The following is a 1,085-nucleotide window of genomic DNA, read 5'->3' on the forward strand; positions in this document are numbered from 1 at the left end:
TGACCTCCCCCCGCTTAACCGAGCACCTTGACCTAGAGATTTCCGGCGTCAAGGTGTGCGAGTCGGAACTCGCCCGGAGTCAAATCGCCTAGCGAGCTATGCGGTCTGACGTCGTTGTAGTCCTGTCGCCAGTCCTCGATCTTTTCACGAGCGTCGTCCAATGACAGGAACCAATGCACGTTCAGGCATTCATCCCGGAAACTGCCATTGAACGACTCGATGAACGGATTGTCCGTGGGTTTGCCTGGCCGAGAGAAATCCAAGGTTACGCCATTTTCATACGCCCAGTGATCTAGCACATGCGAAATGAATTCGCTTCCGTTATCGACCTGTATGCGTTTCGGTGTACCGCGCAGCGCTTTCAGATGCCCCATCGTGGCCACCACGTCTGCCGCCTTCAAGGCGTAATCGACGGTAATCGCCAAGCTCTCCCGACTAAAATTATCGACCACAGTTAAGGCCCGGATTTTCTGCCCGTTGAACAGCTGATCGGCCACGAAATCCATGCTCCAACAGGCATTCACGGTAGAGATTTCAGGGCGCTCCATGCGATGTGCTGCGGCAACACGACGGCGTGGTCGCTTACGCCGCAGATTCAGCCCTTCCTCGCAGTAGATCCGGCACGTCTTCTTGTGATTGATAAGCCAGCCTTCGCGTCGCAGCAGGACATGAATGCGCTCCGCGCCATAACGTATTCGCGTCTGGGCGATCTCCCGGATACGTCGTCGCTCAGCACGGTCATCGCGCGGGTGAGGTTGATAAAAATACGTGGCCTGACGCAACTGCAGCACCGCCGTCGCGCGCCGAATGCTCACCCGATACGCTTGCATCAAAAAGTCAGCCAGCTCGCGCTTACGGGCCGGCTTCACAGCTTTTTTTGCACCACCTCCTGCAGCATCTGCTTGTCCAGACTGAGGTCGGCCACCATGCGCTTGAGCCGTGCGTTTTCCTCTTCCAGCTGTTTCAGCCGCCGCAGCTCGGAAACGCCGAGGCCGCCGTACTTTTTCTTCCAGTTGTAGAACGTGGCTTCCGAAATACCCATCTTCCGGCACACTTCTGCCACCGTGGTACCCACTTCGGCTTGC

1 protein-coding gene is annotated in these 1,085 nt (G+C 57.0%); it reads right to left on the reverse strand.

All coding sequences use genetic code 11. The annotated features are described in order from the left end of the window. Positions 1 to 32 precede the first annotated feature (32 nt). Positions 33 to 1,085 (reverse strand): IS3 family transposase gene (locus A985_RS0103110; protein ID WP_369751546.1). Its coding sequence is split into 2 segments (ribosomal slippage), with 1,054 coding nucleotides annotated over them: positions 33 to 877 and positions 877 to 1,085; the frame shifts between segments, so codons are not numbered across the junction. This gene is flagged as partial in the annotation.

The organism is Pandoraea sp. B-6, assembly GCF_000282835.1.
In the GTDB taxonomy this organism is placed as follows: domain Bacteria; phylum Pseudomonadota; class Gammaproteobacteria; order Burkholderiales; family Burkholderiaceae; genus Pandoraea; species Pandoraea cepalis.